The organism is Nonomuraea sp. CX421 (genome assembly GCF_059358955.1).
Window position 1 is genome coordinate 46,936 of record NZ_JCADBK010000023.1, and the last position, 26,611, is coordinate 73,546.

Below are 26,611 nucleotides of genomic sequence, written 5' to 3' on the forward strand. Positions count from 1 at the left end.
GATCTTTTAGAAATGATCAAGGAACGGCTGCGCGGGCAGCGCATCGAGACCCCTTCCTGGGCGTACGGCAACTCCGGCACCAGGTTCAAGGTGTTCGCCCAGCCGGGAGTGCCGCGCGACCCGTACGAGAAGCTGGCCGACGCCGCGCAGGTGCACCTGCACACCGGCGTCGCGCCGACCGTCGCGCTGCACATCCCGTGGGACCGCGTCGACGACTACGCGCACCTGGCCCGGCACGCCGCCGGGCTGGGCGTGGGCATCGGGGCGATCAACTCCAACGTGTTCCAGGACGACGACTACAAGCTCGGCAGCGTCACCCACCCCGACCCGGCGGTCCGCCGCAAGGCGCTCGGCCACCTGCTCGACTGCGTGGACATCATGGACCTGACCGGGTCGGACACCCTCAAACTGTGGTTCTCCGACGGCACCAACTACCCGGGCCAGGACGACATCAGGGCCCGCCAGGACCGGCTCGCCGAGGCGCTCGCCGCGGTCTACGAGCGGCTGGGGGAGGGGCAGCGGTTCCTGCTGGAGTACAAACTGTTCGAACCCGCCTTCTACACCACCGACGTGCCCGACTGGGGCACCGCCTACGCCCACTGCGTCAAGCTCGGCCCCAAGGCGCAGGTCGTGGTCGACACCGGTCACCACGCGCCGGGCGTCAACATCGAGTTCATCGTGGCGTTCCTGCTGCGCGAGGGGAAGCTCGGCGGGTTCGACTTCAACTCGCGCTTCTACGCCGACGACGACCTGATGGTGGGCGCGGCCGACCCGTTCCAGCTGTTCCGCATCATGTTCGAGGTCGTCCAGGGCGGAGCCCTGGACGACGGAGGGAAGGAGCGAAGCGCCAAGCCTTTTGGGGGGCATGCGGGGGGCGAAGCCCCTCGCAGGGTGGCGTTCATGCTCGACCAGTGCCACAACATCGAGCCCAAGATCCCCGGCCAGATCCGCTCGGTGATGAACGTCCAGGAGGCCACCGCCAAGGCGCTGCTCGTCGACCGCGACGCGCTGGCCGCCGCGCAGCGCGCGGGTGACGTGCTCGGCGCCAACGCCGTCCTCATGGACGCCTACGACACCGACGTCCGGCCGCTGCTCGCCGAGCTGCGCGAGGAGATGGGGCTGGCGCCGGACCCGATGGCCGCCTACGCCCGGTCCGGCTACTTCGAGAAGATCGCCGCCGAACGCGCCGGGGGCGTCCAGGCAGGGTGGGGAGCCTGATGCGGGCCGTACGGGAGCTGCTGGAAAGGTCGCACGCGCTGGGCGCGGACCCGCGCAACACCAACTACGCCGGCGGCAACACCTCGGCCAAGGGCAGCGTGACCGACCCCGTGACGGGCGGCGAGGCGGAGGTGATGTGGGTCAAGGGCTCCGGCGGCGACCTCGGCACGCTCACTGGGGCGAGCCTGGCCGTGCTGCGGCTCGACCGGCTCCGCGCGCTCACCGCCGTCTACCCGGGACAGGAGCGCGAGGACGAGATGGTCGCGGCGTTCGACCACTGCCTGCACGGCAGGGGCGGCGCCGCGCCGTCGATCGACACCGCCATGCACGGCCTGGTCGACGCCCCGCACGTCGACCACCTGCACCCGGACTCGGGCATCGCCCTCGCGACCGCCGCCGACGGGCCCGAGCTGACGGCGCGGATCTTCGGCGACCGGGTGGTGTGGGTGCCGTGGCGGCGGCCCGGCTTCCAGCTCGGACTCGACATCGCGGCCGTCAAGGCCGCCAACCCGCGGGCCATCGGCTGCGTCCTCGGCGGCCACGGCATCACCGCGTGGGGCGCGACCAGCGAGGAGTGCCAGGCCAACTCCCTCGACATCATCCGCACCGCCGAGCGCCACATCGCCGAACACGGCCGCCCCGACCCGTTCGGCCCGGTGACCCACGAGCCGCTGCCGGAGCCGGAGCGCCACCGCAGAGCGGCCGAGCTGTTCCCGGCGATCCGCGGGCTGGCGAGCACCGACGCCCGCCAGGTCGGCCACTACACCGACACGGCCGAGGTGCTCGACTTCCTGGCCCGTGCCGAGCACCCCCGGCTGGCCGCCCTCGGCACCTCCTGTCCCGACCACTTCCTGCGCACCAAGGTCGCCCCGCTGGTGCTCGACCTTCCGCCGGACGCGCCGCCGGCCGACGTCCTTGAACGGCTCCGCGAGCTGCACGCCCGCTACCGCGACGACTACACCGCCTACTATCGGCGGCACGCCGGCCCCGGCTCACCCCCGATGCGCGGCGCCGACCCGGCGATCGTGCTGGTGCCCGGCGTCGGCATGTTCAGCTTCGGCAAGGACAAGCGGACCGCCCGGGTCGCCGGGGAGTTCTACGTCAACGCGATCAACGTGATGCGCGGCGCCGAGGCGCTGTCCCGCTACCGGCCGATCGACGAGGCGGAGAAGTTCCGCATCGAGTACTGGGAGCTGGAGGAGGCCAAGCTCCGCCGCCTGCCCGCGCCCAGACCGCTGGCCGGGCGGATCGCCCTGGTCACCGGCGGCGGCTCCGGCATCGGCGCCGCCACCGCCCGCCGGCTCGCCGCCGAGGGCGCCTGCGTGGTGGTCGCCGACCGCGACCACGCGTCCGCCGCGAAGGTCGCCGCCGAGCTGGGCGCCGGGGCGCTCCGCCCGTCGGACGTGGCCGTCGCCGTCGAGGTGGACGTCACCTCCGAGGAGCAGATCCTCGACGCCGTACGGCAGGCGGTCCGCGCGTTCGGCGGCCTCGACCTGGTCGTGAACAACGCCGGGCTGTCGCTGTCGCGGTCGCTGCTGGAGACCACGGCCGCCGACTGGGACCTGCAGCACGACGTGATGGCCCGCGGCTCGTTCCTCGTCTCCCGGGAGACGGCGCGCGTCCTGATAAATCAGGGCATGGGGGGTGACCTCGTGTACATCTCCTCCAAGAACGCCGTGTTCGCCGGGCCGAACAACGTCGCCTACGGCGCGGCCAAGGCCGACCAGGCCCACCAGGTACGGCTGCTCGCCGCCGAACTGGGCGGCCACGGCATCCGGGTCAACGGCGTCAACCCCGACGGCGTGGTCCGCGGCTCCGGCATCTTCGCCTCCGGCTGGGGCGCCAACCGGGCGGCGGTCTACGGGGTGGAGGAGGAGCGGCTCGGCGAGTTCTACGCCCAGCGGACCCTGCTCAAGCGGGAGGTGCTGCCGGAGCACGTGGCCGCCGCCGTCTTCGCGCTCACGGCCGGCGACCTGTCACTGACCACCGGCCTGCACATCCCGGTCGACGCGGGGGTGGCCGCCGCCTTCCTGCGGTAGCCGGCGCCCGGTCCCCGTCCGCGGTCTGAGAGATTCGTCGTCCTGCCCCGCCGGTGGGTCGCAGCACGGACTCCCGGCCGGTCGACGTTCCACCGCCGTCTGGTCGCGGCCCACTTGGCATCCCTCAGCCAGATTGACGGAGAAGTCGCAACGTGGCCTCCGCAATGGACGACGTGTCGATGCGGTGGCTGCGGTACACGTCCTCCAGTGAGCCGCCCTGCCCGAAGCCCGAAACACCGAGGCAGGACACCGCGCTCCCGGTGAACGTGCCGAGGAAGGCGAGCGTGTGCGGATGCCCGTCCAGCACGGTCACCAACGGCGAACGGCGGGAGGCCGGAAAGATCTCGTCCAGGATCGACGTCCCGTCGCCGGATCGGCCCGCCGGCATGGCCCGCCACAAAAGGTCGTAGGAGGTGACGACGACCACGTCACAGGCGACACCGGCCTGATCCAACCGCTCGGCCGCCTCGATCGCCTCCGGCACCAGCGCACCGACGGCCGCGAGGGTGACCTCGGGCGCCCCCGGCACGGACCGGAGACGGTATCCACCGCTCAGCACGGCTCGCCGCCGCCGCTCCCGGCCCACCGCGTCGGCCGGGACGGCGGCCAGTTCCTGCTCGATCGGCCGCGTGGTGAGACGCAGGTAGGCCGACTCGCCGTCAGCCCGCCCGAGACGGGACAGCGCGTGCAGGAGGCACCATTCGGCCTCTACGGCGAAGGCCGGCTCGTACGTGGTGACGCCGGGCTGTTGCAGGCCGAGCGTGGGGGTGACGACACTCTGGTGCGCGCCGCCCTCCGAGGCGAGCGTGACCCCCGATGGGGTGCCGACCAGGATGGACCGCCCGCCGGCGTACGTGCCGAACGACCACGGCTCCAACGCGCGCCCCACGAACGGGTCATAGATCGTGCCGATCGGGAGCAGCGGCTCGCCCACGGTCATCCAGGTGGCGCCGAGCTCGCCGAGCAGGCCCATCAGATTGACCTCGGCGATCCCCAGCTCGATGTGCTGACTCCGCGGCGACTCACGCCACCGGATGAGGCGGTCGCCGTCCTCCGCGAACCAGTCATGGCGTTCACGGGGCGACCACACGCCGACGCGGTTGATCCAGCCGCCGGCATTGGTGGAGCTCGCGACGTCGGGGGAGACGGTCACCACCCGGGCCGCGACGTCCGGCGCGTCCCGCGCGAGGTCGCCGAGCACGCGTCCCAGGGTCGCCTGCGTCGACTGACGTCCTCGGTAGCGCCGGCCGAGCTCAGCGGGCACCGCGGGCGGCTCGTTGCGAGGGGACTCCTCGCGCCGCAGGCGGGCGGCGACCTCGGCGCAGAGCCGGTCAGCGGGGGAGCCCGCTTCGAAGGGGCGCCACGGGTTCTCCGGATCGGCGCCGGTCCGCTCGGCGAGCTGCGCGTACTGGCCGTCCGACAGCAGGGCCGAGTGGTTTCCCGGGTGGCCCTCGATCGGCAGGTTCCAGCCCTTGATCGTGTAGGCGAACACCACGGTGGGGCGGGTGGGGTCCGCCGTGGCGAAGGCCCGCGACAGTTCGGCCATGTCGTGCCCGCCGAGGTCACGGATCAGCGCCGCGATCTCGGCGTCGTCGCTGTCGCGCAGCACCCGTCGCAGGGCGGGGCCGCGGAGGCCGCCGCCGATGAGCCGTTCGCGCAGTTCCGGGACCGGCGAGCGCAGGAGCCACTGGTACTCCTCGTTGCTCATCTCGTCGATGCGACGGCGCAGGGCCTCTCCGCCGGCACGGGCGAACATGCGGTGCAGCTGACGGCCGTACTTCACCTGCACCACGTCCCAGCCGGCCGCGGCGAACATGCCGGACCACCTGCCGATGGCGATGTCCGGCACCACCCGGTCGAGTGACTGGCGGTTGAGGTCCACCACCCACAGGACCTCCCCGAGATGGGACACCATGGGATCGGCCACACACTCCCAGATCGCGCCCTCGTCCAACTCGGCGTCGCCGAGCAGCGAGATCTGGCGGCCCCCGGCCTCGGTGCCGAGCCGGGCCGCGAGGAAGCGCCTCGCGATCGCGCCCCAGACGGGTGCGGTGGCTCCGATGCCGACGCTGCCGGTGGAGTAGTCAGGGTGGTCGGGGTCCTTCGTCCTGGACGGGTACGGCTGGAGGCCGCCGTACTCGCGCAGTCGTGACAGATAGCTGCTGTCGAGTCGCCCCAGCAGGTAGTTGATCGCGTGCAGGACGGGGGACGCGTGCGGCTTCACCGAGACCCGGTCCTGCGCCGTGAGACCGTCGAACCACAGCGCGGTCATCAGGCTCACCATGGACGCCGACGACGCCTGGTGGCCGCCGACCTTGATGCCGCTCGGATTCGCCCTGACCCGGTTCGCGTGGTGGACCATGGAGGTCGCGAGCCACAACACCTTCTGGGCTACCTGGTCGAGGACCGCTTCGTCCGGGGCCGGGTTCTCGTCCATGGACGAGACGCTGAATTCAGGAATGGCCGACACATTCTCTCCTGTGGCTCGACGCCTGTGGCTCGACGAGCCGGGGGGTTGGTGGTTGTCTCTGGGCGATCGCAGCCTCGGCGCGCCAGGGCCGCCGGTTCAGTCCGGTCGCTGTGGCCGGTGGCCGCCGATCGCGAGCATCCGCCGGGCCCATTTGACGACGGCTTCGTCGATGAGCTGGCCGTTCATCAGTTGGGCGCCGGCCGCGCCGGATCCCGAGAGTGCCTCGATGACCGCCTCGGCCCGCCTTACCTGGTCGTCCGACGGGCGCAGCGCGGCGTGCACGGACTCGAGCTGTGCCGGGTGGATGCAGAATTTCCCGAGGTAGCCGACGGCCGCGGCGTCGTCGGCTTCGGCACGCAGCCCGTCGGGGTCGTTCACCCAGGGGAACGCGGTGTCGACGGGTGGGGCGAGGTCCAGTGCCGTGGAGATCCACACGATCATCGATTTCGCCGCGAGCAGCGCCGGATTGCCGGGGAGCCATACGGCGCCGGTGTCGGCGGAGAAATCGCCCGCCCCGAAAGCCAGCCGCACGATCCGCGCGGGCAGTCGTGGCAGGGCGGCGAGCCGCAGCAGTCCTGCCGCCGTCTCGACGATGCCGAGCACGGGGATCGAGCCCGGCGCCAGCCCTCGGGCCTGCTCCGCCTCACCGATCAGCTCATCGGTCGCCGCGGCGCAGCCGGGGTCGAGCTTGGGGACGACGAGGCCGTCGAGCCCGGCGCCGATGACGCTCTCGACGTCGGCGGACAGCTCACCGGTGCTGATGTCGTTCACCCGGACCAGGACGGGGACCGGCACGGGATGGGACCGGAGCAGGTCGGCGATGTGGCCGCGAGCCGCCGGACGGTCGGCGGGCCGTACCGCGTCCTCGAGATCGATGACGACGGCGTCGGCTCCGGCGGCCAGCGCCTTGCCGAACCGGTCCGGACGATCGCCGGGCACGAAGAGCAGCGACTGCACCCGGCGCAGCCGATCGTGGCGGGAGGCGCCGAGCTCAGGCTCCATCAGAGGTCCCTTCTTCCGGGCCGAAACCGCCACCACCGGGAGTCTCGATCAGCAGGACGTCGCCGGGCAGGGTCGCGATCCCCGTCTGCTGCGGGGCGAGCACCTGCTCGCGGCCGTCCCGGATCAGGGTCCACCGGGACACCGCGCCCTCGCCGCCGCCGCCGGCCCCGGGGGGACCGCCGAGAGTCCGGTAACCCCGCAGCGACAGCATGCCGTCGGCGAGGAAGCGCACCCGGCGGACGAGCCCGTCACCGCCGCCGTGGCGGCCGGCGCCCCCGGAGCCGCGGCGGAGGCGGACCTCCTCGATCAGGAGAGGATGGTCCTGTTCGAGGACCTCGTTGGGATAGCTCATCGCGTTGGTCACGCAGTTGTCCACCACGCTCTCACCCGCCTGCCGGGCGGTCGCCCCCATCCCGCCGGTCGTCGAGTTGTCGATCAGGATGCCGCCCGCGTGGGCCCACACGTACGGCATCGTCGTGCCGCCGCTGCTGCCGGCCGCCCGGATGCTGGTGTGGGCCTGCCCCATCGCGTCGATCATGGCCTCGTTCACCAGCGCGGCGAGCGCCGCGCGGGCGCCGACCGGCGCCGGCAGATCGGGGTTGGTGACGCGTCCCGGCAGGCAGGTGACGCGCACGCAGCGCTCTATCCCCGCGTTCATGGGCAGCTCGTCGGACAGGAAGCAGCGCAGGGCGACCAGCGCGGCCGATCGGCTGTTCGAGAGCACGACGTTGAACGGCAGGGCGATCTGCGGGTCGGAGCCGGACAGGTCGATCGCGAGCGTGCCGTCGTCGGCGACGCGGATCTCGGCGTGCACGCGGACGAGCTCGGCGGCGCTGGCCGGGTCATGGTGCAGCTCAAGGGTGCGCGCGGCGGAGTAGGTCCCGGGCCGGAACTCCTTCAGTTCGGCGCGTACCAGGGCCTCGGAGTAGTCGAGGTACTCCCGCCGCAGCCGGTCGAAGACCGTGGTGCCGTAGCGGCGGACCAGCTGGGTCATTCGCTGGACGCCGACGAGCGTGCCCGCGATCTGCGCGTCGAGGTCGCCGCGCATGCTGCCGGGAAGCCGGCTGTTGGCCAGCAGGACACTCATCAGTTCCTCGTTGACCTGGCCCGCCCGCACGAGTCGTACCGGTGGGCAGCGCATGCCCTCGGCGAACAGCTCGGTCGCGTCGGCGGGCATGCTGCCCGGTGTCTTTCCGCCTACATCGGCGTGGTGCATGAGGGTGGAGACGTAGCCGGCCAGGTAACCGTCCACGATCACGGGGGCCACGGTCAGGTAGTCGTTCAGATGGGGCGAGCCCGTGGCAGGGTCGTTCGTGACGAGGATGTCGCCCGGCCCGAGGTCGCGGGCGAGGGGAGCCAGCTCACGGGCCACGGTCGACAGCACACCAAGCTGCAACGGGATTCCGTCGGCGAGCGCGAGGTATTCGCCGTCAGGGGAGATCAGCCCGGCCGAGCAGTCGAACATCTCCTTGATGATGGGGGAGTAGGCGGCCCTGATCATGGACACCTGGAGCTCGTTGGCCAGGCCGTGGAGCGCGTTGCCGAAAACCTGCAGGGTGACCGCGGACCTCGCCGAGCCGGTCATCTGGTCTCCTTCTCGTCCGGGCCGTCGGTGCGCGGCAGCCTCATCTCCAGCAGTGAGCCGTCGCCGACGGCCCGGATGTGCGCCCCCGGCGGGACGACGATGGTGGTGTCCACCTGGATCACCAGCGCCGGACCGGTCAGTCCGGCCGCGTCGACGTCGGCGCGCTGAACCACCGGCACCCGGTACGGCACACCGTCGAAGACCACCGGACGTTCCGTCGCGGTCGGCACGGCCGCCCACCGCGGGATGGTCCTGACGGTGCCCGACGGTGCCGTGGCCGTGACGCGGACGGTCGTGACCTCGACCTCTCGCGACGGAGTGTCGTGGTGATAGGCGGCCCGATGGGCGGCGCCGAAGCGCGTGAGAAGGTCGTCGGTGGTCGGGAGCCGGGTGCCGTCGAGATCGACGGGGATCGTATAGGTCTGCCCGGCGTAGCGCATGTCCAGCTGCGCCGTGAGCGAGCCCGGCTCCCGGCCCGACGCCTGTTCGCGTGCCTGCCCGGCCGCGTCGGACGCCAGGCGGGTCAGGTGCGCCGTGAGCAGGTCGCGGTCCGCCGCTCTCGTCGGCCGTGCCCGGACCCCGACGGCCAGGTCGACGCGCACCTCCGACTGGAGCAGCCCGAGGGCCGATGCGACGCCGGGGAAGGCGGGGTACAGCAGCGTGCTCGTGCCGAGTTCCCGCGCGATCGCCCAGGCGTGCACCGGACCCGCTCCGCCGCTGGGGATCAGGATCAGCTCGCGAGGGTCGACGCCCTTGGCGAGTGAGACGAGCCGGACGGCCCCGGCCATCTGCGCGACCGCGAGTTCGAACACGCCGGAGGCGGCGTGGACCACCGACTGGGCGGCGCCGGCTGTGACGAGCGTGCTCAGCGCCGCCTCCGCGAGGTCGCGGTGGAGTACGCCGAGACCGCCCGCCTCCTTCGCCGGGGCGGAGTCGAGGTAGCCGAGGACGAGGTCGGCGTCGGTGACGGTGGGCAGGTCGCCGCCGCGTCCATAGCAGGCCGGCCCTGGAGTGGACGACGCGCTACGCGGCCCGACGCGCAGGGCGCCGGTCGCGTCGAGCCACGCGATGCTGCCGCCACCCGTCCCGATCTCGGCGAGGTCGATGACCGGGGACCGCAACGGATGCCCGGTGCCCTTGCGTAGAAAGTCCCCGGAGTGCGCCGCGCCGCCGATCTCGTAGTCATGGTTGATCCGCGGTGTGCCGTCCACGATCAGGGCGGCCTTGGTCGTCGTTCCGCCCATGTCGAACCCGACGGCGGTCTCCACGCCGGCGCGGCGCGCCGCCCACGCCGCGGCGATGACGCCGGCCGCGGGACCGGACTCCACCAGTTCCTCCGGGTGGGTGATCGCATGGTCGGCCGTGGCCAGCCCGCCGCTGGACTTCATGACCCACAACTGGTCGACCGGTGGTTCGTCACGCAGGCGATCCGCCAGCCGGCGCAGGTAGTGCCGGACGACCGGCCCGAGGTAGGCGGCGATCACCGCCGTACTGATCCGCTCGTACTCGCGGGCCTCGGGAATGATCTCGGCCGAGGACACCACCGGCAGGCCCGGGGCGACCCTGGCGACGGCCGCGGCGGCGCGTCGCTCGTGCGCGGGATCGAGATAGGAGTGCAGGAAGCCGACCACCACCGCCTCGGCCCCGGCGGCCACCATCCGGCGGGCCGCCTCCTCCACCTCCGCCTCGTTCAGCGGTGTCACCACCTTGCCCGAGGCGTCCATCCGCTCGTCGATCTCGGCGACGAGATCGACGTCCACCAGCAGCGCCGGCTTGCGATGGTCGAGCGTGTAGGGGTCCGCGCGCCGGAGCCTGCCGATCTGGAGCAGATCGGCGAAGCCCTTGGTGATCAGCAGGCCGACCTTGGCGCCGCGGCGTTCCAGCACCGCGTTGGTGGCCACCGTGGTCGCGTGGATGACCGTGCCCACCCTGGCGTCCGGGCCACCGAGGGCGCGGCGCGCCAGGTCCACGCCGTCCCGGACCGGCCTGCTGAGATCGTCGTAGTCGGTGGGGAACTTGCCGACGAGCATGCGATCTCCGCGAACGGCGACGATGTCGGTGAACGTGCCACCGATGTCCGCGGCCACGACGATCTCGTCCGGCGCACCGCGCTCGGTCGTGGGATCGGTGTCGTTCCTCACCTGGCCGGCCTCCTGCCCACCGCTTGATCGAAGCCGGGCGGCACGGTCTCGTCCGCCGGCGAGAGCCCGTCGAGCACGCGCAGGCCGCTTTCGACGGCGCTGCGCATCATGTCGTCGCGGGTCGAGGTCGTCGCGCTGCCGATGTGCGGGAGGGCGACCACCCGCGGATGACGCACCAGCGCATGGGACGGGTCGACGGGTTCCCGTCTGAAGACGTCGATCCCCGCCCCCGCCAGCCGCCCGCTGTCGAGTGCCGCGAGGAGCGCGTCCTCGTCGACGACACCTCCACGCGAGGTGTTGATCAGCAGCGCGCCCGGGGGCAGCAGGCCGAGCTCACGCTCGCCGATGAGGCCGGCCGTCTCGTCCGTCAGCGGGACGTGCACGCTCAGCACATCGGACGCGGCGAGCAACGTGTCCAGGGGGACCTGCTCCAGCCAGGGCGGGAGATCCTGGCGCGGGGAGCGGGCGGTGAACCGGACCCGCATGCCGAGGGCATGGCCGTAGCCGGCGACCAGGCCGCCGATGGCGCCGAGCCCGACGACGCCGAGCGACCGGCCGGCGAGCAGACCGCCCGTCCACTGGTAGGGCATCCACGATTTCCAGGACCCGGCGCGCAGGTCGCTCCACGCCTCGATCACCCGGCGTGCGGTGACCAGCATCAGGGCCAGGGTGAGCTCCGCGGTCGCGGGTGCGGTGATGGCCGCGGGGACGCGCCGCACCTGCAGGCCCTTGAGGGCGGCGGCGCCGAGGTCGATGTGGTCGGTGCCGGTCGAGACGGTGCCGAGCACGCGCAGCGGCCCGTCCGCCGGCGCCTGGGCGATGATGTCGGCGTCGACCCGCTCGGAGATGGTGACGATCACCGCGTCGAAGATGCTGACCGCTCGTACCAGGTCCGTCCGGGGCACCGGCAGTTCCCCGTTGTAGGTCTCCACGGTCACGCCCCGGGCGCGCAGAGAGTCGGCGAGGTGATCGGGGACGGGGCGGGTGACGAAGATCCGGCGGGTCATCTCCACAGGCCGCCGGTCCACTGGTCGTCGTCGGAGCCCAGCGGGCGGCCGAGGAACCGTACCTGGCCGGGCGTGTCACACAGCCGGGGCACGGGCGCCTGCACCAGTGCCTCGCCGAGTTCGTCGTCGGAGACCCGGATCAGCGAGCCCCGCGCCACGACGTGCTCGTTGCCGACGATGTCCGCGACCGAGTTCACCGGCGCGACCGGCACCCCGCCGGCGTTGAGGTCCGCGATGGCCTCGTCGCGGGTACGGAGCGCGGCCCACGCCGAGATCACCTGGTCGAGTTCGTCCTGGTGCGCCGTCCGCACCGTGTTGGTGGCGAAGCGGGGATCGTCGAGCAGTTCGGGGCGGCCGATCGTGGTGAGCAGCCGGGTGGCGGTGTTCTGGTTGCTCGCCGAGATCGCGAACCAGCCGCCGTCGCTGCCCTGGTAGGCGTTGCGCGGGGCGCTGAAGGGCGTGCGATTGCCCATCCGGTCCTGCACGATGCCCTGCTGGTCGTAATCGATGACCAGCGAGCCGAGGGCGGCGAGCATCGGCTCGTAGAGGGCGAGGTCGATCACCTGCCCGCAGCCGCTCCGGTCCCGTTCCCGCAGGGCGCACAGGATGCCGAACGCGCCGATCATGCCGGCCATGGAGTCGGCGAGGCCGAACGGCGGCAGGGTGGGGGGCCGGTCCGGCCAGCCGTTGATGTGGGCGAATCCGCTGAACGCCTCGACGAGTGTGCCGAACCCGGGACGGTCGGCGTAGGGCCCGTCCTGGCCCCATCCTGAGACCCGGAGCACCACCAGTCGTTCGTTCGCGGCCCGCAGTCCGTCGGGCGACAGGCCCCAGCGCTCGAGCGTGCCGGGCCGGAAGTTCTCGATGAGGACGTCGGCGTCGGCGAGGAGGTGCCTGAGCCGCTCACGGCCCGCTTCCTCGTGCAGGTCGAGGGTCACCGTGCGCTTGTTCCGCGCCAGGACCTTCCAGTACAGGGCGACGTCGCCCTTCCTGTGCCCCCACTGCCGGATGCCGTCACCGACCTCGGGCATCTCCACCTTCACCACGTCGGCGCCGTGATCAGCGAGCAGCATCCCGGAGAACGGCGCCGCCAGCATCGTGGCGACCTCCACGACCCGCAACCCCTCAAGGCTGCCGTTGCTCGGCCGGCCCCCTTCGTCGGTCGGGGTATCGACGCTCATCTCGCCCTACTTTCGCTATGTGAAATGTCGATTCAAAATGAGTGAGTAAAGGATGGGGGACCGGCTCGGATCGCGTCAAGGCTGTAGCCGACAGCAATCGTCCGGTGCCCGAAAGTGGGCTTCCTGGCCGCCGCCTTCACCGCTCAGCGCGGGGACCTGCAAGGAAAGGTTCTCGCGTTCTCCCTCTTGACAGTCGGTGACCGGCACCCCTTCAATGCCATCAATCGAATGCGAGTTTCACAATGTGAAGGCCGAGGCGATGATTCGAGACATTCGGCGCGAAGAGATCAACCGGTATGCCGAACGTGTCGGTTTCACCGTGGGCGAGGAAGAACTGGACGGGTTCCACGCACTGGCCCGCGACGTTCTCTCGCGAGTGGAACGGTTCCAGCAACTGGTCGGCCCCCTGGTGCCGCGGCCCAGCGTGGTCGCCGGACCGCGGAACGCCGGCCGCCCCCCTCTTCCCGAGGAGGACCCGTGCAACGCGGTGCTGCGCTGGGTCGATGTCCGCGCCGACGAGGCCGAGCGCACCAGCGACCTGCTCGCTGGGAAGCGCATCGCGCTCAAGGACCTCGTCGCCGTCGCGGGAGTGCCCATGACGGTGGGCTCACGTGTGATGCAGAACAGCACGCCACAGTCCGACGCCGTGCTCACCGAGCGGGTGCTGCGCGCCGGAGGGCGCATCGTGGCGATGACCAACCTGGAGGCGCTGGCGTTCTCCGGCGGCGGTGAGACCAGTTCGTTCGGCCCGATCCGCAACCCGTTCGACCTTGGCCGGACGGCATCGGGATCCTCGGGCGGCTCGGCGTCGGTGCTCTTCCACCCGCACGTCGACATCGCGTTCGGCACCGACCAGGGAGGGTCGATCCGACTTCCGGCGTCCTGGTGCGGCGTGCTCGGTCTCAAGCCGACCTTCTCACTGGTGCCCTACACCGGCCTCGCCTCCCTGGACCGCACGTTCGATCATGTCGGCCCGCTCACCCGGACGGCAGCGGACATGGCGATCGCGATGGCCGCCGTGTCGGGCGCCCATCCGTCCGACCCCCGGCAGGCCGCGCCGGTGCCGGATCTGCCGTTCGTCGAGACGGTCAGGACGGCCGGCGACGACCTTCGCGGCCTGCGGATCGGCCTCCTCACGGAGGGGACGCGGTTTCCCGACGACGGTCACGAGGGCAGGGCCGAGACCCTCGCGGCGATGGAGCAGGTGTGGGAACGGTTCGCCGAACTCGGCGCCGAACTCGTCGAGATCTCCGTTCCCGAGCACGAGGTGGCCGGGTCGATCATGTTCGCCGCCCTGCTGGAAGGCGTCGCGGCCACTGTCTACGGAAACGGGGAGGGGTACCACTTCTCCGGTCGCTACGCGCCCGAGCAGCGCGAGGCGTTCGGCAAGGGGGTGGCGGCCTACGGCGACGAGATGCCCGGGTCCTTCAAAGCCGTCGCGGCGATAGGCGAGTATCTGCGCGATCGCTACTTCGGGGCGATCTACGCGACCGCGCAGAGCAGCATCCCCGCTCTGCGGACGGCCTACGACCACGCCCTGGCCCAGGTCGATGTGCTCGCCATGCCGACGGCGAGCCACTACGCGCATCGCGTCGATCCCGGTGCCGACGACTTCGCCAAGGCGCTGCGCGGCTGGACGATGCTGGACAACACCCCGCTGCACAACGCCACCGGCCATCCGGCGTTGTCGATTCCCGCGGCCGAGGCCGACGGACTGCCCGTCGGCGTCATGCTGGTCGGCCCGCACTTCAGCGACCACCGGCTGATCGGCATCGCCGAGACCTACGAGCGGCGCTTCGGATGGCTCCCCCGGCCCGCCCCGATCCACGGGAGCGAGATCACCCTGTGACGGCCGCTCGGAGGCCGCAGGCCACGCCAACCCGGCCGAGTACAACCAGATTCGAGGAGGAATCGTGCCCCGACGAGACCGACGCCTGACCGGGTTCACGGTCACCGCGGCGTCGCTGATGCTGCTGGCGACCGGCTGCGGCGTACAGCGTGATGAGGCGGGCGGCACCGCCGCCAGCGCGGCGCCGAGCACCTGCGACACGAAAGAGGAGAGCCCGGGGGTGACCGAATCCGAGATCAAACTCGGGGTCACGTCCGGCCTGAGCGGGCCGAGCGCCTCGGCCGCGAAGCCCGCGCTGGACGGCCAGCAGTGGTACTTCGACAAGATCAACGCTGCGGGCGGGATCCAGGGCCGGAAGATCAAGCTGACCGTCCTCGACGACCAGTACCAGCCCAACGTCGCGCTGCAGAATGTGCGGCGGCTGGTCGATCAGGAGAACGTGTTCGCCATCACGGGCGGGGTCGGGACCCAGAACTTCGTCGGCGGACTGCCCTACATCAACCAGGCGAAGATCCCCGCCGTCGCGCCGTACGCGCCGTCCAACCAGATCGGCACGATGCAGAACCCCTATGTCTACATGCTCTGGACGAACTTCTCCGACGAGTTCGAGGCGTTGACCCGGTTCCTGATCGAGAAGCGGAACGTGAAGAGCTTCTCGATCCTGGCGATGAACGGCGATGTCGGTGACGACGCCCTGGCGGGTGCGAAGAAGGTGCTCGACGCCGCGGGGATGGAGTTCAAGACGGTGGTGCGCAGTGAGCCGAACACCACCGACTACCGCCCGATCGCCGAGCAGCTCAAGCAGGCGGGCGCCGACTACGTCCTGTTCCTCGCGACCCCGCCCGACGTCGGCAACGCGATCACGGCCATGCAGAAGATCGGCTACAAGCCCGGCATCGGTGCGCAGTCAGACATGCTCGACTCCGGATGGATCGAGGCGTTCGGGTCGGTGGCCCAGGGGCTCGTCGCCCCCAGCAAGCTGGCGAACCTGGAGAAGTCCGACGATCCGAAGGTGAAGCAGTTCGTGGCCGACTGGACCTCCGCCCACAGCGGGAAGGCCCCGACGAGCTGGAACACCGTCGGGTACGTCCAGGCGTTGGTGACGGCCGAGGCCCTGAAGCAGGCGGAGGCGCTCACGCGGTCGTGCTTCGAGGCGTCACTGCAGAAGATGACGGACTTCGAGACCGGCGTCATTCCGCCCATCACCTTCGGCCCCCAGGAACGCCAGGGCGTCCGGGCCGCCGGAATCGAGGGGATCAAGGACACCGGCACGGTGACCGAGCAGCCGTTCACGGCGATCGGAAACTGACATGCGCGTCGCTGATCGGCCTGACCGGGCGCGCCGCCCGGTCAGGCCGGCTTCCCGGACGGTCGGACGCTGATGTCCGAACTGTCGCTGCTGATCGGCGGGGCCGCCACCGGAGGGGTCTACGCCCTCCTCCTCGCGGGCATCCTGGTGATCTACCAGGTGAGCAAGGCCGTCAACTTCGGGCACGGCCAGTTCGGCATGATCGCGGCCTTCTTCAGCTGGTATCTCTACCAGCAACTGGGCCTGAACCCGGTGGTCGCGATCCTGCTGTCCGTTCTCACGGCGGTGGTCGTCGCCGTCCTGTTCGACGCGCTCGTGCTGCAGCGGGCGTCGGACCGGCAGGTCGGGTCCGACCTGGTGGCGACGCTCGGCCTGCTCCTGCTGGCCACGGCCATCGCCGAGAGCGTGCTCGGCGGACGGACCCAGTCCTACCTCACTCTCGGCAGCCGGACGGTCTTCGACCTCGGCGGGCTCGCCCTGAACCTGAGCGACCTGGTGACGATCGTCGTGGCGCTGCTGTCGGTGCTGGGCCTGTCGCTCGTGCGCCGTCGCACCCGGGTCGGCGCGATGCTGAACGCCGTCGCCGAGAACCGGGCCGTCGCGGAGTCGCTGGGCATTCCGTCCGCCCGCGTGCGGGTGGCCACCTGGGCGCTCGCCGCGATCCTCGCCTCCGTCGCGGGGATCCTGGTCGCCAGCCGGACCAGCGTCGACGCGTACTATATGACGCCTTTCGCGATGAAGGCGTTCATCGCCGGGATCCTCGGCGGGCTCAACCGGTTCGGGCTCCCGCTGGCGTTCGCCTTCGGACTCGGCATCTACGAGTCGTTCGTCGTCTACCTGCTCGGCGCGCAGGCCGTGACCCCGGCCGTGTTCACACTGATCATCGTGGTGCTCGCCTTCGCGCCGCGGAGCTATCTCTCCGAAGGAAGGGAAGCCCGTGCCTGACCGACGATCACCTGCCCGCCGGCTGCGCCCGGTCCTCCTGCTCGCGCCGCTGGTGGTGCTCCCGCTGCTGCTCGACTCCTTCAGCCTGTACCAGGCGACGATGATCCTGATCTACGTGACCGCGATCATCGGATTGGACATCGTGTTCGGGCGCGCGGGCGTGCTGTCGGTCGCCCAGGCGGTCTTCATCGGCATCGGCGCCTACACGGCGGCCTGGATGTCGCGCACCACCACGGTGTCGATCGGGGTCGAACTGATCGCCGCCGCGGTGATCGCCGGCCTCGCCGCCATCCTGGTGGGGCTGCCGGCGCTGCGCGTCTCCGGGCTGCGCCTGGCGATCCTGACGTTCGCGTTCGTCGAGCTCTTCCAGTGGGTCGTGACGACCTTCGCCTCGATCACCGGCGGGACTCAGGGGCTCCTGGTGAACCCCGGCGGGTTCGGGACGGTCACCACCGCCGACCCGCTGGTCGGATACGGGCTCGCGGCCGTGATCGCGCTGCTGGCGACCTGGCTCGTGATCCGCCTGCAACGCAATCCCATCGGCCGCTCGATGGCGGCGGTGAAGAATTCGAACCTGCTCGCGGAGTCAGCCGGGGTGTCGACGGTTCGCACCAAGCTGACCGCCTTCATGCTGAGCGGGATGCTGGGCGGGCTGGCCGGCGTCGTGCTCGCGCACGTCTCCGGGAGCGTCACGCCCGCCGGTTTCACCGTGTTCTCCTCCCTCAATCTGCTCGTCGCGCTCATCCTGGGCGGCACAGGGCGGGTGCACGGCGCGTGGCTGGGAGCCGCCTATGTCGTACTCATGCCTGAGCTGTTCGCCCGCCTGGGCATCCCCAATGCCTATCCGATCGTCAACGGGGCGGTGCTGATGCTGCTGCTGGTCGTGATGCCCGGCGGCATCGCCGGCGTGCTGGACGGGATCCGCGATCGGGTGCGGCGCCGCGGTGCCGCACCCCCACCCCCTCTGACCCCGGTTCCTGAACGGAGCTCGTCGTGATGGACACCGACCAGGCCGGCCGGCCCCCGGCCGTGCTGGAAGTACGTGACGTCCGGGTCACGGTGAACGGCGTGCGGGCACTGGGCGGTGTGTCGTTCGACGTGCCCGAAGGCTCGCTGTTCGGCCTGATCGGGCCCAACGGGGCGGGCAAGACGACGATCATGAACGTCATCTCAGCGGTGATCACACCCCAGCAGGGCTCGGTGCGCTTCCGGGGCGAGGAGCTGACCGGCACGGGAACCGTGGCGCGGGTACGGGCGGGCATTCTGCGCAGCTTCCAGCAGGTGCGCCTGCTCGAAGGCATGTCCGTGCTCGACAACCTGCTGCTCGGCCGTGAGCGCTTCCGAGTCGTCGGGCTGCTGCGCCAGATCGGCGGCAGCCGTACCGGCCGCCGCCAGGCACGTCGCGACCTGGCGGTGGCCGAGGAGGTGGCGGCGGTCCTCGGACTGTCCGACCTGTTGCACCGCGACGTCCAGGACCTGCCCTTCGGGGTGCGGCGACTGGTCGACGTGGGCCGGGCGTTCGCCGCCGAACCCGACCTGCTTCTGCTCGACGAACCCGCGGCCGGACTGGACGTCACCAGCCGCCGGTTGCTGCTCGAGGCGATCAAACGGGCGCAAAGCACCACCGGAGCCACCGTGATGCTCGTCGAGCACGACGTCGACATGGTCAGGAGGGCGTGCGGGGAGTCCGTCGTCCTCAGCAACGGAGAGGTCCTCGCCCGCGGTACTCCCGCCGAGGTGCTCGCCGATCCCGCCGTTCTCCGCGCCTACTTCGGACGTAGCGATGCTTGATCTTCAATCGGTGAGTGCCTGGTACGGCTCCACGCAGGTCCTGTTCGACATCGATCTCACCGTTCCGGCGGGCCAGAAGCTCGCGATCGCGGGCACCAACGGCGCCGGCAAGACGACGCTGCTCCGCTCGGTGCTGGGCCTGGTGAAGTCCCGTGGGGAGATCCACTGGGAGGGCCGGCGCATCGACGCGACGCCCTGCCACCGGCGGGTGCGTGACGGAGGCATAGCCGTCGTGCACGAGGGACGTGGCCTGATCACCGCGCTGAGCGTGCTCGACAATCTCACTCTCGGCGTCGAACCCGCGGCATTGCGCCGGCTCGACGACGTCTTCGACGCCTTCCCGGTCCTGGCCGAGCGGCGGGACCAGCCGGTCACCAACCTGTCCGGCGGCGAGCAGCAGATGGTCGCGCTGGGCCGCACCATGCTTCGCCCCGCTCGGCTGCTGGTGATCGACGAACCGTCGCTGGGCCTCGCCCCGTCGATCGTGGCTCAGCTCTACGCGACCATCGCGCGGATGTCGGCCGCGGCCGAGACGACGGTGCTGCTGGTGGAGCAGGAACTGCGGCTCGCCTGCGAGATCGCGGACCGGGTCGTCGTCCTGCGCGCCGGGCATCTTGTCCGGGATTACAGCGGCTCTGAGGTCAACTTTGACATAATCGTCGATGCGGCAACCGGTGGATGAGGGGCTGAAGTACATGGCATACGAGCTACGCAGCTTGGAACGGGCCCTCGAAATCCTGGGATACCTCGCCACTGTCGAGCAGGCGACTCTGAGCGAGGTGTGCGACGTATGTGACATCAATTCGACGACATGCCTGCGGACGATGCGCGTGATGGAGCGCAATGGATTCGTCCGGCGTTCCCCGGACGGCAGACATTATCTGCTCGGCCTCCGGCTCGCGGAGCTCGGCACTCTGGCGCTCGGGCGGATCGATATCGTGTCCCTGATCCGGCCGCTGGTCCGCAGCCTCACCGAGGAATTCAGGGTGACCGCGCACATCGGGTTGCTCCGTGACGGGATGATCACGGTCATCGACAAAATCGACTCACCCGATGGATTCGTTCGCTATTCGCTGCTGGGCACCCGGATGCCCATGCACTGCAGCGGGATGGGCAAGGCGATTCTCGCTCTCTTCTGGCCGGACCGCCTCGCCGAAGCCGGTGTCAAGCCGCCCCTCACCCGATTCACTCGCGACACCATCACCGACATCGACTGGCTCGCCGCGGATGTCGCCCGATGCGCGGAGCGCGGCTTCAGCATCGAGCAGGAGGAGTGGCAGCCGGGCTACGGGTGCACCGGCGCGGCATTCGTGTTCAACGGTGACTACTACGCCGTGAGCCTTTCCGGCGTCGTCGTGCCCGCGTCCGAGCTGGAGCAACGTGGCCGGCGCCTGAGCATGGCCATGCGCGAGTTCCTGCAGAAGCAGGGATCCTCCCTCTCCCAAACCATCTATTCCTGACCTTTTCCGGATATGGCCGCGTTCGGCGCCCAGACCCGGCGTCCGCTCGGCGTGCCGGCCGCCGGTGACCGTCAGAGCTTGACGCGGGCCGCCACCGGCAGGTGGTCGCTTCCGGTGGCGGGCAGGGTCCAGGTGGTGACGGGCGTCGCGGCGCGCGTCATGACATGGTCGATCCGGGCGATGGGGAAAGCGGCGGGCCAGCTGAAGCCGAACCCCTCCTCCGCCGGGGTCATCCGGGAGGTGACCGGAGCCAGGCCCCGGTCTTCGAGGGTGCTGTTGAGGTCGCCCAGCAGCACGACCTGGTCCAGTCGTTCCGCGGCGATGGCCGTGCCCAGTGCGGCGGCGCTCTCGTCCCTCCAGCCGGTGCCGAAGCCGTCCGGCAGCCGGATGCGGACCGAGGGCAGGTGAGCGACGTACACGGCGATGTCGCCGGACGGTGTCCGCACGGTGGCCCGCAGCCCTCGGCTCCAGTCTCCGCCGACCCCGGCGGGCCTGATGTCCACCGGCCGGGCGTCCGTCAGGGGATGTCTGGACCACAGTCCGACGGTCCCCACGACCGCGTGGTGCGGATGGCCGGGCGTGAGGACGGCCTCGTAGACGGGCCGGGCGCCGGGCGTCAGCTCCTGCAGGCCGATGAGGTCGGCTCCGGCGCCGGCCAGGGCTCGCGCGGTTCCGCCGGGGTCGGGGTTCTCGTCGCTGACGTTGTGCTGAAGCACGGTCAGGTCGTGAGCCGCCCCCCGGTCAGCCGGAAGCGACCGATCAGCGAAGACGGCGGCCCAGACCGCCGCGGGTAACACCAGGGACACCATCGCGGTGGCCGAGCGGCGCAGCAGTGCCAGGACCATCAGCACGGGGACGGCCAGGCCGGCCCAGGGCAGGAAGGTCTCCAGCAGGCTGCCGAGGTTGCCCACGGTGTTGGGCACGAGGCCGGGAAACGCCAGCAGCCCCGCCACCAGCACGGCGACCGACGCGAGGACCCGCCCGCGGGTCCAGGACGTCCGCCCCGGCCCACCCCCACGCCACCGGTCGACGCGACGGGGGCGCCTCTCCACGACGCGCGCCTTCCGATCTTCGATGTTCATACGCCGACCGTACGGGTCCTCACGAGCAGAAGTCGGCGACGGTGGCGGTGAGGAGGCCGGTCAGGCGGTGCAGGGAGGCGACGTCGGCCCACTCCGTGGCGGCGTGGGCTCCTCCGCCGTCGACCCCGATGAGCAGGCACGGGATGCCTGCCTGGTCCAGCAGGGCGCAGTCGGTCCAGAACGGTTCGGCGCGGATCACGGGCGGCCGGCCGAGCGCCCGCTCGGCGTGCTGGAGCACGGTCCGCACGATCGGCGCCTCCCGGTCGGCCTCGAACGGTTCCCGGTGCAGGCCGCGGTGCAGGCTGTACGAGAAGTCCGGGACCGTGGCGGCGAGCCGGTCCAGGATCGCGGTCAGCTCCGCGTGGACGCCGCCGGCGCTCTCGCCGGGCACGGTGCGTCGCTCCAGGGTGATCCGGCACGACGCCGGATAGGTCGAGGCCTCCTCGCCGCCACGGATGAGCGAGGCGTGCACGGTGCCGGTGCCGAGCAGCGGATGCGCCTCACCCCGGGCCAGGCGTTCGCCGTGCTCCTCCAGGGCGACCAGGAAGTGACCGGCTTTGGCGATGGCGTCGACGCCCAGCTCGGGCCGTGACCCGTGCGCGGCCCTGCCCTCGATCCGCACCTCGAACCAGGCGAACCCCTTGTGCGCCAGCGTCACCTCCAGATCGCTCGGCTCGCTGACGATGGCCGCGTCGGCGGTGAACGTCTCCAGCACCTCCTCCGTGCCCGCGCTGGCGTACTCCTCGTCGGCGACGCAGGCCACGAGCACGTCGCCGCGCAGCGTGCCGCCCTCCGTGGCGCGGGCGGCGGCGATCATCATGGCCGCCAGGCCGCTCTTCATGTCGTACGCGCCCCGGCCGTGCAGCCTGCCGCCGCGGAGCACCGGCTGGAGCGGGTCCCCGTCGTAACCGGCCAGGCCGACGGTGTCCAGATGGCCGTTCAGCATCAGCGAACGGCCGCCGCCGGCGCCGCGCGCGACCGCGACCAGCGAGGGGCGCCCCGGCCGCTTCTCCAGCCGGTGCACCTCGAAACCGCGCGCGGTCAGCCACTCACCGCAGAAATCGGCGATCGCCGCCTCACCCGCCCCGCCGGGCACCAGGTCGGGGTTGACGGAGTCGATGGCGACCAGCCGGGCGAGCAGCCCCACCGGGTCGTCCTGACGCTCGAAGGTCATACGTTCCCTTCCTGGGAATGGGGGTTGGCGTCGGCGCCCTCGGTGCTCAGCAGGACCACGGTCGACGCCGGCCCGATCCCCAGCGCGGCCCGGCGTTCACCGGCCGCGTCACCGGTCAGGGCGGCGCGCACGCCCGCCAGGGACGCGGCGCCGCACGGCCCGGAGGAGACGCCGAGCGCGGCGAGGTCGCGGGCCGCGCGGGCGCTGTCGGCGTCGGTCACGGCGATCGCGGCGTCCAGGCCACCGAGCAGGTACGGCCAGGCCAGGCCGGACGGCGTGCCGCAGTTCAGGCCGGCCATGGAGGTGGGCCGGGTCGCCACGGTGACTGGCCGCCCCTCGATGAGACTCGCCAGGACGCACGCCGCCACGTCGGGCTCCACGCCCAGCAGCGCCGCCGGGCGCTCTCGGCGGTCGTGCCGCGTCACGCCGTTCATGCGGTCCCGCCGTGCCGTCCCGTCGGAGGTGTCCGGGCGGGCGCGATGGTGCGTCACGGCGGCCTGCGCGAGCGACCCCACCCCCACCGGTACGGCGACCAGCCCCGGAGGCTCGGCGCCCGCGGCGCTCAGCTGCGCGTCGACCTCGGCGAACAGCGTCGAGTAGCCCTGCACGATCCAGCCGGGCACCTCCTCGTAGCCGGGCCAGGACGTGTCCTGGACCAGCACGGCCCCCACCTCGGCCGCGGCCGAGGCGGCCCGGCTCACGGCCTCGTCGTAGTTACCGGCGACCACCGTGACCTGCGCCCCCTCGCCGGAGATCGCGTCCACGGCGGCCGGATGCACGCCCTCGGCGACGAACACGTGAGCCCGCTGCCCCGACAGCCGTGCCATCCGGGCCACGGCCCGGCCATGGTTGCCGTCGGTCGCGGTGACCAGCAGCACGGGTGCGGACCCCGGCGCCCGCCGCGACAGGATCCGGTGAACCGCCCACGACGCGCCGAGCGCCTTGAAGGCGGGCAGGCCCAGCCGGTACGACTCGTCCTTGACGAACACCCGCCCCACCCCCAGCTCCGAGGCGAGGGCCGGCGACTCGGTCAACCGCGTGGGGGCGTAGCCGTCGAGCGAGGCGTGGAACTCCCGCACCTCGGCCGGGGCCGGCGCGCAGGTCCAGGCGCGGGCGGAAGGTCTCGCGTACCAGTGACCGGTGGAAGGGCTCACGAAGAGCCATGCTTCCGGCTCCGCCTATCATCGGTCCAGCGAATGTTTCCGAACGATAATCGTCACGAAAGCCGACCGATGTTCGATCTGCACCGGCTTCGGCTGCTGCGCGAGCTGAAGCACCGAGGCACCCTGGCGGCGGTCGCGACCGCCCTGTCCTACAGCCCGTCCTCCGTCTCCCAGCAGCTCTCGCTGCTCGAATCCGAGGTCGGCGTGCCGCTGCTGGAGCCGGTGGGCCGGCGGGTCCGGCTCACCGAGCAGGCCGAGATCCTCGTCGCCCACACCGAGGCGGTGCTCGAACGCCTCGAACAGGCCGAATCCGACATCGTCACCTCGCTCACCGACCTCACCGGCACCCTCCGCGTCGCGGCCTTCCAGACCGCCTCCCTCGCCCTGGTGCCGGCCGCCCTGACCCTGCTCCGCGACGCCCACCCCCGGCTGCGCGTGCACCTCACCCAGGCCGAGCCCGAGAGGGCGCTGCCCGCGCTGCTGGCCCGCGACTTCGACCTGGTCATCGGCGAGGAGTATCCGGGCGACCCCAACCCGCTGCCCGACGGGCTGGAGGCCGAGGACCTGTGCGACGACCCGCTCCGGCTCGCCGTGCCCGCCGGGCCGGACGTCGCCGGTCTTTCCGCGCTGGCGGGCCATCCGTTCGCCATGGAACCCCCGGACACGGCCGCGGGCCGATGGGCGATGACGCTCTGCCGCGACGCGGGGTTCGAGCCCGACGTCCGGTTCGAATCCACCGATCTGCTGTTGCACGTGCGACTCGTCGAGCAGGGGCACGCCGCCGCCCTGCTGCCCGATCTCGTGTGGAACGGCCGGCCGCCCACCGTCACCCTGCGGCCGCTGCCGGGCGGCCGGAGCGCGCGCCGCCTCTTCACCGCCGTACGCCGTGGCCGCAGCCGTCACCCCGCCGTCGAGGCCTGCCGCCGAGCCCTCCGCCAGGCGACCACGCCCTCCTCGTGAGAGACGGTTCGTCGCGGCGGCCGGCCCTCGTCCGAGCTTCCTCCAAGGTCCCTGTGAAGGGGGGCTCTGGGTCTTTGCCGCCGCGGCGTCCGGGGGGATCGTGGGCCGCATGAGATTAGCGATCCTCAAGACCGCGCTCTGCGCGCTGCTCGTCACTCTCATCGGCATGCCCGCGCAGGCGGCCACGCTCCCTGACACGTTCGCGCTGCCGGGCGGGTTCCAGCCGGAGGGGATAGCGATCGGTCCCGGTCCCGTCGCCTACTTCGGGTCGCGCGGCACCGGCGACATCTACCGGGCCGACCTGCGTACCGGTAAGGGAGCCGTCTTCAGCCAGGGGCCGGGCACCCCCTCGCTCGGGCTCAAGACCGACGGCCGGGGACGGCTGTTCGTGGCCGGAGGCACCGGCGGCAACGCCCGCGTGATCGACACCCGCACCGGCGCGGTGATCAGGTCGTACGCGCTGGCGACCGCGCCCACGTTCGTCAACGACGTGATCCTGACCCGGGACGCCGCCTGGTTCACCGACTCCGCCGCCCCCGTCCTGTACAAGCTGCCCCTCGGCCGCAAGGGGGCGCTGCCCGCCGAGGCGGTCAGGATCCCGCTCACCGGCGCCATCCAGTACGCCACCGGCACCAACGCCAACGGCATCGTGGCGAGCCCCGACCGCAGGTCGCTCATCATCGTGCAGTCCAACACCGGCAAACTGTTCGAGGTCGACCCGGCCACCGGGGTCACCACGGAGATCGCCCTGGGCGGCGAGGTGCTCACCAACGGCGACGGGCTGCTGCTGGAGGGCCGGACCCTGTACGCGGTGCAGAACCGGCTCAACACGGTCGCGGTGATCAAACTCGGCCGGGACGGCTCCTCTGGGAAGGTCGTCGACCGGCTGACCGACCCGCGCTTCGACGTGCCCACCACGGTCGCCGCCTTCGGCAGCCGCCTCTACCTGCCCAACGCCCGTTTCACCACCCCGCCCACCCCGGACACCCCCTACGACGTGGTCGCCATCCGGCCCGGACGCTGACGGGCTCGCGCGGGCCGTCAGGACAGGCGGAACTCGTGCTCGACGATCTGGTTGTCGGCGGGGGTCACCGTCGTCGTGACCTCGACGGCGCGGCCGGAGGCGGTCCTGCCGACGTGGAAGATGTCGAGCACGCTGCGCTCCGGGCTGATCTCCAGGGCGATGGCCTCGGCGTCGCTGGGGGGCCGGACCATGAGACGTTCGGTGGCCGCCACCTGCTTGAATCCGAGGTCGGCGAGGGCCGACTTGATGCCGCCGACCAGGACGGCTGACGGGTCCTCCAGGGTGCTGCCGCCGGCGATCTCCAGGGGGATCCAGGAGGCGTTGAGCCGGACCGGGATGCGGGAGGCGAGCAGTCTGCGGCGGCGCACCAGGCAGTTGGGCCGGCCGCGCGGCAGTCGGAGAACCTCGGCGATGTGCTCGGGAGGCTCGGCGCGTTCGGTGGTGATCTCGTGCTGGGGTTCGAGGCCGAGGGCCCGGATCTCGGCGTCGAAGGCGCCGCGGGCCTCCTGGCCCTCGCGGATCTCACGGGGGTAGCGGGCCGGCGAGTGTAACAACGGGGGGAGCCAGGTGACCATCGTGCCCCGGCCCTGCCTGGCGGTCACCTTGCCTTCGGCGGCCAGGAGCTGGAGGGCCCGGTTGACCAGACTCCGCGACACCCCGAAGCGTTGGGCCAGCTCGGGCTCGGGCGGCAGCAGGGTCCCCGGCGGATGTCGCCCGTCAAGGATGTCTCGACGCAGGTGGTGGGCGATCTGGCGGAAGTTCGGCTTGCCGAGCCGGTCTATCACACTCCCTGTCTCTCCTCGGCCGTCGTGCCGGAAACATCGGGACGCCGCGGCCTATTGACTTGGCGTGTTCGTACGATCACTCTATGAAACGCCAAACGTTTGTTGTTCGTTCGGCAACGAACCCAGGGGTTCTGGTCAACCCCCGAGCCAAGGAGCCTGATGCCATGAGCGTCGCGACGCACCCCGTCCCATGGGGAGTCACCCGGGTGACGGCGTTCGACCCGTCCGCCCCCGTGGACGTGCCGCATGTCGAGCTGGACCCGGTGTCCCAGACCGGCCGCTACTTCGACCCGGCCGGCCGGCCGATCGAGGCGGGCAGGCACGGGAGCGGCAAGGTGACCAGCAGACCCACCAAGACGGCCGCGCCCGGCGGCGACAAGCGCGCCAGGGACGACGACAGCACCCTCGACTACGCCAGCGACTGAC

Annotated in this window: 22 protein-coding genes; 12 read left to right on the forward strand and 10 right to left on the reverse strand. The window is 71.5% G+C overall.

Features of this window, described 5'->3' with window-relative positions; translation table 11 throughout:
* Nucleotides 1-12 precede the first annotated feature (12 nt).
* A complete protein-coding gene (gene rhaI / locus AC5L3X_RS30830) occupies nucleotides 13-1,218 on the forward strand; it encodes an L-rhamnose isomerase (RefSeq protein ID WP_494861643.1) in 1,206 nt (401 codons plus the stop codon).
* Nucleotides 1,218-3,257, forward strand: coding sequence for a bifunctional aldolase/short-chain dehydrogenase (locus tag AC5L3X_RS30835; protein WP_494861645.1), 2,040 nt, complete (start codon nucleotides 1,218-1,220; stop codon nucleotides 3,255-3,257). Before rhaI ends, AC5L3X_RS30835 begins: the two co-directional genes overlap by 1 nt.
* 124 nt (nucleotides 3,258-3,381) lie before the next feature.
* On the opposite strand, the gene AC5L3X_RS30840 is transcribed toward AC5L3X_RS30835, so the two are convergent.
* The 6 genes from AC5L3X_RS30840 to AC5L3X_RS30865 form a co-directional block, all read right to left on the reverse strand.
* Nucleotides 3,382-5,694, reverse strand: coding sequence for a thiamine pyrophosphate-binding protein (locus tag AC5L3X_RS30840; protein ID WP_494861647.1), 2,313 nt, complete (start codon nucleotides 5,692-5,694; stop codon nucleotides 3,382-3,384).
* A 129-nt stretch (nucleotides 5,695-5,823) separates the two neighbouring features.
* Entirely contained in the window at nucleotides 5,824-6,729 is a 906-nt protein-coding gene (locus tag AC5L3X_RS30845) for an HpcH/HpaI aldolase/citrate lyase family protein (protein ID WP_494861649.1), read from the reverse strand.
* Nucleotides 6,719-8,314, reverse strand: coding sequence for a hydantoinase B/oxoprolinase family protein (locus AC5L3X_RS30850; RefSeq protein ID WP_494861651.1), 1,596 nt, complete (start codon nucleotides 8,312-8,314; stop codon nucleotides 6,719-6,721). The genes AC5L3X_RS30845 and AC5L3X_RS30850 overlap by 11 nt, the downstream gene beginning before the upstream one ends.
* Nucleotides 8,311-10,455, reverse strand: a complete 2,145-nt coding sequence (locus tag AC5L3X_RS30855; protein ID WP_494861653.1) for a hydantoinase/oxoprolinase family protein — start codon at nucleotides 10,453-10,455, stop codon at nucleotides 8,311-8,313. The genes AC5L3X_RS30850 and AC5L3X_RS30855 overlap by 4 nt, the downstream gene beginning before the upstream one ends.
* A complete protein-coding gene (locus AC5L3X_RS30860) occupies nucleotides 10,452-11,462 on the reverse strand; it encodes an NAD(P)-dependent oxidoreductase (protein WP_494861655.1) in 1,011 nt (336 codons plus the stop codon). Before AC5L3X_RS30860 ends, AC5L3X_RS30855 begins: the two co-directional genes overlap by 4 nt.
* Nucleotides 11,459-12,643 (reverse strand): CaiB/BaiF CoA transferase family protein, encoded by a 1,185-nt coding sequence (locus tag AC5L3X_RS30865; protein WP_494861657.1) that lies wholly within the window; start codon nucleotides 12,641-12,643, stop codon nucleotides 11,459-11,461. Before AC5L3X_RS30865 ends, AC5L3X_RS30860 begins: the two co-directional genes overlap by 4 nt.
* A gap of 259 nt (nucleotides 12,644-12,902) precedes the next feature.
* Here AC5L3X_RS30865 and AC5L3X_RS30870 point away from each other — a divergent pair, with 259 nt between their 5' ends.
* The 7 genes from AC5L3X_RS30870 (at nucleotide 12,903) to AC5L3X_RS30900 (ending at nucleotide 19,997) form a co-directional block, all read left to right on the forward strand.
* On the forward strand, nucleotides 12,903-14,492 hold the full coding sequence (locus AC5L3X_RS30870) for an amidase family protein (protein ID WP_494861659.1): 1,590 nt from the start codon (nucleotides 12,903-12,905) through the stop codon (nucleotides 14,490-14,492).
* A gap of 64 nt (nucleotides 14,493-14,556) precedes the next feature.
* Nucleotides 14,557-15,801 (forward strand): ABC transporter substrate-binding protein, encoded by a 1,245-nt coding sequence (locus tag AC5L3X_RS30875; RefSeq protein WP_189127997.1) that lies wholly within the window; start codon nucleotides 14,557-14,559, stop codon nucleotides 15,799-15,801.
* 72 nt (nucleotides 15,802-15,873) lie between these two features.
* Entirely contained in the window at nucleotides 15,874-16,746 is an 873-nt protein-coding gene (locus AC5L3X_RS30880; protein ID WP_494861661.1) for a branched-chain amino acid ABC transporter permease, read from the forward strand.
* Nucleotides 16,739-17,743: a branched-chain amino acid ABC transporter permease gene (locus AC5L3X_RS30885; RefSeq protein ID WP_494861663.1), complete on the forward strand. Its 1,005-nt coding sequence runs from the start codon at nucleotides 16,739-16,741 to the stop codon at nucleotides 17,741-17,743. Before AC5L3X_RS30880 ends, AC5L3X_RS30885 begins: the two co-directional genes overlap by 8 nt.
* Nucleotides 17,743-18,537 carry an ABC transporter ATP-binding protein gene (locus tag AC5L3X_RS30890; RefSeq protein WP_494861760.1) on the forward strand — a complete coding sequence of 265 codons (795 nt, stop codon included), beginning with the start codon at nucleotides 17,743-17,745 and terminating at the stop codon, nucleotides 18,535-18,537. Before AC5L3X_RS30885 ends, AC5L3X_RS30890 begins: the two co-directional genes overlap by 1 nt.
* A 10-nt stretch (nucleotides 18,538-18,547) precedes the next feature.
* Entirely contained in the window at nucleotides 18,548-19,219 is a 672-nt protein-coding gene (locus tag AC5L3X_RS30895; protein WP_189127993.1) for an ABC transporter ATP-binding protein, read from the forward strand.
* Nucleotides 19,200-19,997 carry an IclR family transcriptional regulator gene (locus AC5L3X_RS30900; RefSeq protein WP_494861666.1) on the forward strand — a complete coding sequence of 266 codons (798 nt, stop codon included), beginning with the start codon at nucleotides 19,200-19,202 and terminating at the stop codon, nucleotides 19,995-19,997. Before AC5L3X_RS30895 ends, AC5L3X_RS30900 begins: the two co-directional genes overlap by 20 nt.
* 71 nt (nucleotides 19,998-20,068) lie before the next feature.
* Here AC5L3X_RS30900 and AC5L3X_RS30905 read toward each other — a convergent pair whose 3' ends face one another.
* From AC5L3X_RS30905 to AC5L3X_RS30915, 3 genes are read right to left on the reverse strand one after another with little or no spacing between them, the layout of a single operon-like run.
* Nucleotides 20,069-21,079, reverse strand: a complete 1,011-nt coding sequence (locus tag AC5L3X_RS30905; RefSeq protein WP_494861668.1) for an endonuclease/exonuclease/phosphatase family protein — start codon at nucleotides 21,077-21,079, stop codon at nucleotides 20,069-20,071.
* A gap of 19 nt (nucleotides 21,080-21,098) precedes the next feature.
* Nucleotides 21,099-22,253, reverse strand: coding sequence for a M20/M25/M40 family metallo-hydrolase (locus tag AC5L3X_RS30910; protein WP_494861670.1), 1,155 nt, complete (start codon nucleotides 22,251-22,253; stop codon nucleotides 21,099-21,101).
* Nucleotides 22,250-23,407: a pyridoxal-phosphate dependent enzyme gene (locus AC5L3X_RS30915; RefSeq protein ID WP_494861672.1), complete on the reverse strand. Its 1,158-nt coding sequence runs from the start codon at nucleotides 23,405-23,407 to the stop codon at nucleotides 22,250-22,252. The genes AC5L3X_RS30910 and AC5L3X_RS30915 overlap by 4 nt, the downstream gene beginning before the upstream one ends.
* A 78-nt stretch (nucleotides 23,408-23,485) precedes the next feature.
* Between AC5L3X_RS30915 and AC5L3X_RS30920 the strand changes: the two genes are divergently transcribed.
* Both AC5L3X_RS30920 and AC5L3X_RS30925 read left to right on the forward strand, forming a co-directional pair.
* Nucleotides 23,486-24,376, forward strand: a complete 891-nt coding sequence (locus AC5L3X_RS30920) for a LysR family transcriptional regulator (protein WP_494861674.1) — start codon at nucleotides 23,486-23,488, stop codon at nucleotides 24,374-24,376.
* Between the two features lie 109 nt (nucleotides 24,377-24,485).
* Nucleotides 24,486-25,400 (forward strand): NHL repeat-containing protein, encoded by a 915-nt coding sequence (locus AC5L3X_RS30925; protein WP_494861676.1) that lies wholly within the window; start codon nucleotides 24,486-24,488, stop codon nucleotides 25,398-25,400.
* A 17-nt stretch (nucleotides 25,401-25,417) separates the two neighbouring features.
* Here the strand turns inward: AC5L3X_RS30925 and AC5L3X_RS30930 are convergent, their stop codons facing one another.
* Nucleotides 25,418-26,185 carry a GntR family transcriptional regulator gene (locus AC5L3X_RS30930; RefSeq protein WP_189127987.1) on the reverse strand — a complete coding sequence of 256 codons (768 nt, stop codon included), beginning with the start codon at nucleotides 26,183-26,185 and terminating at the stop codon, nucleotides 25,418-25,420.
* A gap of 164 nt (nucleotides 26,186-26,349) precedes the next feature.
* Between AC5L3X_RS30930 and tgmA the strand changes: the two genes are divergently transcribed.
* The gene (gene tgmA / locus AC5L3X_RS30935; RefSeq protein WP_189127986.1) at nucleotides 26,350-26,610 is read left to right on the forward strand and encodes a putative ATP-grasp-modified RiPP; all 261 of its coding nucleotides are present in this window, start codon (nucleotides 26,350-26,352) and stop codon (nucleotides 26,608-26,610) included.
* Nucleotide 26,611: the final 1 nt, after the last annotated feature.

Bases quoted from the DNA above. Each gene is read 5' to 3' on its own strand.
- AC5L3X_RS30905 (WP_494861668.1), bottom strand. From the start codon at position 21,079: ATGAACATCGAAGATCGGAAGGCGCGCGTCGTGGAGAGGCGCCCCCGT.
- AC5L3X_RS30890 (WP_494861760.1), top strand. From the start codon at position 17,743: ATGGACACCGACCAGGCCGGCCGGCCCCCGGCCGTGCTGGAAGTACGT.
- AC5L3X_RS30860 (WP_494861655.1), bottom strand. From the start codon at position 11,462: ATGACCCGCCGGATCTTCGTCACCCGCCCCGTCCCCGATCACCTCGCC.
- AC5L3X_RS30925 (WP_494861676.1), top strand. From the start codon at position 24,486: ATGAGATTAGCGATCCTCAAGACCGCGCTCTGCGCGCTGCTCGTCACT.
- AC5L3X_RS30910 (WP_494861670.1), bottom strand. From the start codon at position 22,253: ATGACCTTCGAGCGTCAGGACGACCCGGTGGGGCTGCTCGCCCGGCTG.
- AC5L3X_RS30840 (WP_494861647.1), bottom strand. From the start codon at position 5,694: ATGGACGAGAACCCGGCCCCGGACGAAGCGGTCCTCGACCAGGTAGCC.
- AC5L3X_RS30865 (WP_494861657.1), bottom strand. From the start codon at position 12,643: ATGAGCGTCGATACCCCGACCGACGAAGGGGGCCGGCCGAGCAACGGC.
- tgmA (WP_189127986.1), top strand. From the start codon at position 26,350: ATGAGCGTCGCGACGCACCCCGTCCCATGGGGAGTCACCCGGGTGACG.
- rhaI (WP_494861643.1), top strand. From the start codon at position 13: ATGATCAAGGAACGGCTGCGCGGGCAGCGCATCGAGACCCCTTCCTGG.
- AC5L3X_RS30920 (WP_494861674.1), top strand. From the start codon at position 23,486: ATGTTCGATCTGCACCGGCTTCGGCTGCTGCGCGAGCTGAAGCACCGA.
- AC5L3X_RS30880 (WP_494861661.1), top strand. From the start codon at position 15,874: ATGTCCGAACTGTCGCTGCTGATCGGCGGGGCCGCCACCGGAGGGGTC.
- AC5L3X_RS30845 (WP_494861649.1), bottom strand. From the start codon at position 6,729: ATGGAGCCTGAGCTCGGCGCCTCCCGCCACGATCGGCTGCGCCGGGTG.
- AC5L3X_RS30870 (WP_494861659.1), top strand. From the start codon at position 12,903: ATGATTCGAGACATTCGGCGCGAAGAGATCAACCGGTATGCCGAACGT.
- AC5L3X_RS30835 (WP_494861645.1), top strand. From the start codon at position 1,218: ATGCGGGCCGTACGGGAGCTGCTGGAAAGGTCGCACGCGCTGGGCGCG.
- AC5L3X_RS30900 (WP_494861666.1), top strand. From the start codon at position 19,200: ATGCGGCAACCGGTGGATGAGGGGCTGAAGTACATGGCATACGAGCTA.
- AC5L3X_RS30850 (WP_494861651.1), bottom strand. From the start codon at position 8,314: ATGACCGGCTCGGCGAGGTCCGCGGTCACCCTGCAGGTTTTCGGCAAC.